7 protein-coding genes are annotated in these 7,936 nt (G+C 27.4%); 1 reads left to right on the forward strand and 6 read right to left on the reverse strand.

Annotated elements, in window-relative coordinates:
- Positions 1 to 59 precede the first annotated feature (59 nt).
- The 3 genes from J7G74_RS12200 to J7G74_RS12210 all read right to left on the reverse strand — a co-directional run bounded on the left by J7G74_RS12200 (position 60) and on the right by J7G74_RS12210 (position 2,630).
- Positions 60 to 1,037 (reverse strand): LacI family DNA-binding transcriptional regulator, encoded by a 978-nt coding sequence (locus J7G74_RS12200; RefSeq protein WP_297135777.1) that lies wholly within the window; start codon positions 1,035 to 1,037, stop codon positions 60 to 62.
- Between the two features lie 147 nt (positions 1,038 to 1,184).
- Positions 1,185 to 1,442 carry a hypothetical protein gene (locus J7G74_RS12205; protein ID WP_297135780.1) on the reverse strand — a complete coding sequence of 86 codons (258 nt, stop codon included), beginning with the start codon at positions 1,440 to 1,442 and terminating at the stop codon, positions 1,185 to 1,187.
- Positions 1,443 to 1,490: 48 nt separating this feature from the next.
- Positions 1,491 to 2,630: a DUF5808 domain-containing protein gene (locus tag J7G74_RS12210; RefSeq protein WP_297135783.1), complete on the reverse strand. Its 1,140-nt coding sequence runs from the start codon at positions 2,628 to 2,630 to the stop codon at positions 1,491 to 1,493.
- Between the two features lie 338 nt (positions 2,631 to 2,968).
- Here J7G74_RS12210 and J7G74_RS12215 point away from each other — a divergent pair, with 338 nt between their 5' ends.
- The gene (locus J7G74_RS12215) at positions 2,969 to 4,315 is read left to right on the forward strand and encodes a peptide MFS transporter (RefSeq protein WP_297135786.1); all 1,347 of its coding nucleotides are present in this window, start codon (positions 2,969 to 2,971) and stop codon (positions 4,313 to 4,315) included.
- A 191-nt stretch (positions 4,316 to 4,506) separates the two neighbouring features.
- On the opposite strand, the gene J7G74_RS12220 is transcribed toward J7G74_RS12215, so the two are convergent.
- The 3 genes from J7G74_RS12220 to J7G74_RS12230 form a co-directional block, all read right to left on the reverse strand.
- On the reverse strand, positions 4,507 to 5,280 hold the full coding sequence (locus tag J7G74_RS12220; RefSeq protein WP_297135789.1) for a MurR/RpiR family transcriptional regulator: 774 nt from the start codon (positions 5,278 to 5,280) through the stop codon (positions 4,507 to 4,509).
- Between the two features lie 184 nt (positions 5,281 to 5,464).
- Entirely contained in the window at positions 5,465 to 6,796 is a 1,332-nt protein-coding gene (locus tag J7G74_RS12225) for a 6-phospho-alpha-glucosidase (RefSeq protein ID WP_330616568.1), read from the reverse strand.
- A gap of 39 nt (positions 6,797 to 6,835) precedes the next feature.
- On the reverse strand, positions 6,836 to 7,936 hold a 1,101-nt coding region (locus tag J7G74_RS12230; protein ID WP_297135795.1), incomplete at its 5' end, for a PTS transporter subunit EIIC.

Below are 7,936 nucleotides of genomic sequence, written 5' to 3' on the forward strand. Positions count from 1 at the left end.
GTATCGAACTAGTTTTATATTTATAAAATATCATCTTATTTATTTCTTGTCAACAGTTTTTAAAAAACGGTTTCCCCTTTTTGCAATAATACGTCTAAAACAACATTATTTTCCTTAATTTCACGACCTTGTATTTTATCAACGATTAATTTAGCTGAATGTTTTGCTATATCTTCTATAGGTTGCACAACTGAAGTAATCTCATTATTAGCTCGTGTTACATATGTTCCATCAAATGCTATAAGTTTCAAATCTTTTGGTACTGATATTCCTTTTTTATTAGCAATCTTTAAACATGATAAAATTAATAAATCAACTCCAATTATTCCATCAACATTAGGATATTTTTCAAATAAACAATGTGCTGATTTCTCATATTCTTCAATTGTAAAAGTATTATATCCTACATTTATAGAATTTACCTCTATTCCATTTTGTTTTAATATTTCTTCACAATAAAAATTAAATATATTACTCTCAATCTTTACCTTACCAGAACCTACGAACTGAACTATATTTTTACACCCTGCTTTAATCAAACAATCGCAAGCTAATTGTGCGGCCTGCTTGTGATTAGAATGTACAACTGGTATTTCATCACATAAAAAACGGTCTATAGAAACTATAGGTCTTGTTGATTTTTTATATTCCTCTATATCTAATGAATGTCCTGCCATTATAATACCATCTACTATTTTCCTATTTAACATATCTATATATTTTTTTTCATTTTCTTCTCTTCCAACAACACTGCATACCATACTCATATACCCTTTAGCAGATAATTCCTTTTCTGCATATTTGATATATGTTGAGAAAAAAGGATGCATTATATCTGGTACAACAATTGCTATAATTCCTGAATGTTGTCTTGAAAAATTTTGAGCTAACTTACTTGGTATATAATTTAGTTCCTTAATTGCTGCCTCAACTTTTTCTTTTGTTTCTTTTGATACATAGCCAGTATTATTAATTACTAGGGAAACTGTACTTTTACTTACTCCTGCTTTTTCTGCTACATCTTTAATGCTAGGCATATACTATACCCTCCTTACTACATTTGTATATCCATACCACGCTATATACTTTATCTTATATTACATTAACATTATATCCTAGATTATAAAAAAGTAGCTACTAAAATTTTATCCTTAGTAGCTACTTTTTCATTTTATATTATAATCTTATGACATATTATATTTAATCAAACTATTAGCATATTCAAAATCATTCTTACTAACAAATACACTATACTCATAAGAAAAATCTTCTTTTGAGCCATCTGTTCCCACCATAATTTTATCAATCATCGGTCCTATATCTTTATTCTTATTAATTACTTTATCAGTATATTTTATATGATTTAATTCTAATATATCTATTACCTCATTATATTCTTTTTTTGATAATCCTTTATATAATAAACATTTATTCCAAAGCATAGATTTCCCCCTATAAAAATAAAGTATTTTACTACACAATATTTAATTCTATATAAAACCTATCAACAAACTTCCAACTGTAATAACTACAAGTAATATAGTAATAAACTTACCTAAAGGATGAGCCATATTCATACTCCATCCAGCACCTAGTCTTTTTTCTACCATAAGATTTGGATCTCCTTTATTGTAATAAATAAATCCATAGATCCATTTTTCATCATCATTTTCTACAGTATAAATATTTCTACTTTTAGGTTTTATGCTACTTAACATAAGATAATAATAAATCATTGCCACTGATATAAAAATAGGAACTATACATATACCTATCATAAGCCATATTGGTATATTTTTTTCTTGAACCATAAATATAGGTGTTGTAGTTGTCATAGATTGCATACTAAGAGTTAAAGCAAAAAAAGAATACCCTATACCATTTAAATATTTTATAGCCTTCTTTCTATTTACTTCTAAATTTTCTGTATCGATATAAGTATTTCCACTGATACTACCAATTCCCATAACAGCAAATAATATTACCATAGATATATCCAATCCGTTAACGAAAAATACATCTATTATATTTTTCTTAGCAAAACCATCAGGTTTACCACCACTTCCCCAGTGAGTGATTATAGTATCTGGCATATCTTTATAACTTATTAAAACGTATAAAAATGAAATGATTGATAGACCTATACATATACCAAATAGTATTTTGAATTTCTTAATTAATTTTTTCTTTTGCTCCGTAAGAACTTTATCTTCAGTTATAATAAATTTGGCAGATGTCTCATCTTTATTATCATCTTTATTTTCACCTTGAATAATTTCTAAATTTGCTAAATAAGTATTTTTAATATATTTAACTTTTTTATATTCATCCATTAAAATCAAATAAAATAAAACAAAATATATTGTAATGCTTATTATAATATTAGCTCCTAAATTTAAATTAAATATGTCTTTTAGAATTAAATAAATTGCTATGGTTAATAGCAACGATATATTTAATTTTCTTTTAAAATCCTTATTTATTTTCTTTTTTAAATCTTCATCTAAAATTATTTGCTTAATATATACTCCAAAAAAGTATTGATTACTACTTAACATTTGTGTACTTAAAGCTATTAAATGTGTAAATAAAATTATTAATATAAATACTATATAGTTTAGAAAAAACATAAGCTCCCCCCTCCATTTTATGATAATTATAATTTATCTTTTCTTAAATTTGTATATAAATATAATATCAATTTTGTTATTATACTCTCTAGATTTTAACTTTATATTTATATGTTTCATATTATATATATTTTGAATATAATATCAATTACTTTTCCTGAGGTATGGTTTTTTATACATAAGTTACATTAAAAGAATTATTTTTATAATTTTTGAATTCTACCTTTATTTTAAATATATACTATAATTATCCCTATTTGTTGGAAAATAATTAGTTATACTATATAATATAAACATATTTCACAATTTCGTATAAGGTAATACAAAAGGGGGAAAACATGCAAATTTCAAGGAAATCAAAAAATAAATATCCTATAGGATTTTATGTCTGTACTTCAGCTTATGCATTAGAGCGTATGGCATTCTATTCAGCAAAATGGCTAATTGGTATATTTATAGCTGCTGAAGTAATAAGAGGAGGACTTGGACTTACACCTGCTGATGGTGCAAAAATGACTGCAAATTTAGTTGCATTTACCTATCTAACTCCTATTTTAGGTGGATATATTGCAGATAGATGGATAAATCCTAGATTATGTATTATTCTAGGAGCATTAATTATGGCAATGGGATACGTATTTGGATGGCAAGCATCTGTCATGTCCTCATCTAAATTTTTATGGATAATGATCTTGCTTGTATCTATAGGTACTGGTTTGTATAAAGGAAATATAGCTGGAATGAGTGGTAGACTATTTGATGATAAAAATCAATTAGACTCTGCATTTAGTATTCAATATTCTATAGCAAATATAGGTTCTTTTCTTGGTACTCTTACAGTGTCTTTTATAGCTTATAAAATAGGTTTTGGTAAAACATTCTTAGTATGTGCTTTACTTTTAATAATTTCTACTATATGGTTTTATTTCGCTGGAAAAGCTACATTTGGAGAAGTAGGTAAAAAGCCATTTGAAGTATATGAAAACAAAGCTTCTGCAAAAAAAGGTTCAAAAAATTATAATACTCCTCTTACATCAAATGATAAGAAAAGAATTGGAGCTATAATTATTTTTACTATATTTTCAATTGTATTTTGGGTTGTTTGGTATTTAACTTATATGCCAGTTTTATATCACTGGGGACCTGATTTTGATTATGCAAATAAAGCAAACTGGGTAATAGGAAACTTCAGAGTTCCTTCTGCTTGGTTTGATTCATTAAATTCACTTTGTTGTATAATTTTAGGACCTGTGTTAGCTGCAGTATGGTCTAAAAATTCTAAATCAAAAAAAGGTGATATGAGTATATTTAAAAAGACCGCTCTTGGAATGATACTACTAGGATTAGCATTTATTGTTATGTCTACAGCTGAAATAGTAAGAGGTGATAATCAAGCTAATTTAATATGGATAATAGTAGTGGGGATCTTAATTTCACTTGGTGAAATGGTCTTTGCTCCACTTGGTAAGTCTTTTATAAGTAAATTTTCTCCTGCAAAATTACTAGGTCTTATGATGGGTGTATGGCCATTGGCAAGATTTATAGCAGGTAAAACATATGGATATTTATATGAAATGTTATCTAATTATTCATTTGCTTATGCCTATGGTATTGTGGCTATAGTAGTAATTTTATGTGGGATGATTATATGGAAGCTAGATAAAAAATTCTCTTCTCTAGTGTAAATAATGATATTAAGTTATCAGTCAATATATAACTTAAGAAAAAGGTATATTACTTTATTAAGTGGTTAAAAATAAAAAATCAGGCATTGTTTTCTTATAAATATTGCCTGATTTTTTTAACTCTTCATTCAGATTTATATGATTAAATTTTATTTTAATATTCTTATATTCTCTACTGTCTTAAGTAAATTCTACAACAACATCCCATCCATCTTCTTCTTATAAGAAGCATATCTTAAAAATAATACTTCTGACAATAAAAAGAATAAGTTTGAAGCTTCATGATATATTCCATTGCCAAATTCAACTACAGAAGTTGCTATGTATATACTTTTTGTACTCATTCTGGCAAGTTCATTGTTTTTTAATTTGGTAATAGATATAAATGGTATATTTTTTACAAGTAGCTGTTTTGCCAATTTAATAGCTGATTCAGAATTTCCAGTCAATGAAACTAATATAAATAAATCATCTGATGTTATATTATTTAAAATCATCTCAGTTTCATTTCCACCTTCAACCATATAAAATATTTCCCCACAGTATAAAAACATCCTCTTCAGTTCTTGTGCTACCCCTACTTGTAGGGTACCTGTACCATATACAAATACTCTCTTGCTTTTATAAATCATTTCATTTATATCTGTAAAATCTTTTTCTTTTATATCATTAATAGATGATTTCCAACTATCACATATATTATCTACAAATACATCATCTAAATTTTCTTCATTTACATAATTTTTCTCCCAATTCAAATAAACCTTCAATTCGCTATACCCTTGTAATGATAATTTCTTAGCAAATCTCAATATAGTAGTTTTAGATACATTACATCTAGCTGCTAATTCATGAATACTTAAATTACAACATTCTTCTTTATGGCTATTTATATATTTCCAAATATGTAAGTCATTTTGGGTTAATCTATCATAATATTTATTTATAAGTTCATCAATTTTCATGCCTATCACCTCTTATTATATTGATTATATCATTTTTAGATAAGTTACTATATAGTAAAATACAAAAATTATCCTCCTTAACATAAGCATCTACTGAGAACTTTAATCAAAAGTTTATACTATACACAAAAAGACTATCTTAAATTTAAGATAGTCTTTTTAACGTTTTACGAAATTTATATTACTAGTTTAGTTCTGGCCAGAACTCTTTGTTAGCTTCTATTAAATCATCTAATATATCCTTTGCAACTTTTGCACTAGGTACTGTTTTAGACATTGTTATTGCTTGCCATAACTTGATATATGAACCTTCTATCCAAGCTTCTACAGCTAATTTCTCAACAGATACTTGTTGTTCCATTAACCCTTTTTGGAATCTTGGTATTGCTCCTACAGATAATGGTTCTGGACCTTCGCTTCCTACTAAGCAAGGTATTTCTACCATAGCTGTTTTATCAAAGTTTTCTATTGCTCCGTTATTTTCTACAATTAATAACATTCTTTCTTTAGTATTGTAAGCAAGAGCACGAGCTAAATCTACTATGTATGAAGCATGTTCATCTATATGTAATTCACATCCTTGACTTGTTCCAGCTTCTGCAATTTTTTTACATTCACCAAATACAAACTTTTCACGTCCATCCATAACCATATTAGCTCTAGTGTAGTTTATATCTGAATGTTCTACAACATAGTCTGGATATAAATAGTATTTTAAATACGTATTTGGTAAAGTTGTTGGATCTATTGCATATAAATCTTTAGCCTTCATAAATGTATCATTCCAGCTTGCATCATTGTGTTGATACATTTGAATATTTACATTGTAACCATGCTTAGAAATATGCTCTTTTAATTTAGGCATTAAATCATTTCCTTCTTTATCAGTAACACTTGTCCACCATCCAAAGTGATTTAATCCATAGTATTTTATTATAATATCTTTTCTTGATTCTAATCCTAATATAGTAGCCATATGACGTTCTATACCAATTGGCATATCACATATATTTAATATTTTAGAATTTGGTCTTAATCTACGAGTAGCTTCTGCAACTATTGCTGCTGGATTAGAGTAGTTTAACATCCATGCATTTGGAGAATATTTTTCCATATAGTCTATTAATTCTATCATAGGACCTATAGACCTCATTCCATATGCGATTCCTCCTGGTCCACAAGTTTCTTGACCTACAACACCATGTTTTAAAGGTATTTTTTCATCTAACTCTCTCATAGCATATTTTCCTGCTCTTATATGAGCCATTACAAAATCAACATCTGTAAAAGCCTCTTCAGGGTTTGTTGTTGCTAAAAATTCAATTTCTGGATTTCTTTCTTTTATTAAAATTTCACATGCATTAGCAACTATATCTTGTCTTTCTTTGTCATTATCGTAAAACTTTATCTGTCTTATTGGGAATTTATCTACATTATCTAATAACATTAATACTATCCCTGGTGTATATGTACTTCCTCCACCTGCTATTAAAACTGAAAATTTCTTCATTGATATTTCTCCTTCTGTCTATATCTCTATTTATATATATAAATATTAACTAATTAACATCTCTATGTTTTCTCTTACTTTAGGCACATTAAGTCCAATTATTACTTGTATTGATTTACCACTCTTTACTAAACCTACTGCTCCTAATTTTTTAAATGTATTTAAATCTTTTACAAGATTTTCATCAGCTACAGCTAATCTAAGTCTTGTAGCACAGTTAGATATTTCTAATATGTTATCTTTTCCACCTAATGCTTCTATAAGTAGATTTTCATCTATTCCTGATGTAGAAGAAATTCTACCTTTATTATTTTTAGAGTTATAGTCATCCTTTGTGTAAAGTTTGATTTCATCTTCATCATCTTCTCTACCTGGAGTTTTATAATCAAATTTAAGTATCATAAATTTAAACACTATATAATGTATAAATATGAAAGCTATTCCTAATAATAAAAGAGTTAAATACATCATTTCTCTATTTTTAAATAAAGGTATTATATTCATAAATATTATGTTTGGTAATCCTGTACCAAAGTTACCTATTATACCAAAGGCAAGAGTTACCATAGCCATCACTGCTGCTAGTATTGAATAAACTATGTATAAAACTGGAGCTACAAATAAAAATGTAAATTCTAATGGCTCTGTTATTCCTGTCATTATTGATGTTAATGTTGCTGGAATCATTATAGCTAATACCATTTTCTTCTTATTTGGTTTGGCAGTAGAGTAAAATGCCCAAGCAACTCCAATTACCCCAAATACTTTAGCTAACTCTCCATTTGAAAATCCACCCATAGGATATAACTCTATTAATGGAGCTGTTGAGCTTACAAATTCATTTAAGTGATTTGCCCAATAAGCTATAGTTCCACCTTCAACTATTACTGAATCAAATAAAACTGGAGCATATATAAAGTGATGTAATCCTAACGGTAATAATAACTTTTGTAGTAATACATATGCACCTACTCCGATCGTTCCAGAGTTTTTAAAGAATTCTTGAAGTCCTATCATTCCATATTGTACTTTAGGCCATACTACTGCTACACCAAGTGCTACTGGTATCATAACAAAGAATCCTATCATAACAACAAAAGCAGATCCTTTGAAAGCTCCTAAATAATCTGGTAATTCTATATCATA

Source organism: Terrisporobacter sp. (assembly GCF_017888745.1).
In the GTDB taxonomy this organism is placed as follows: Bacteria; Bacillota; Clostridia; order Peptostreptococcales; family Peptostreptococcaceae; genus Terrisporobacter.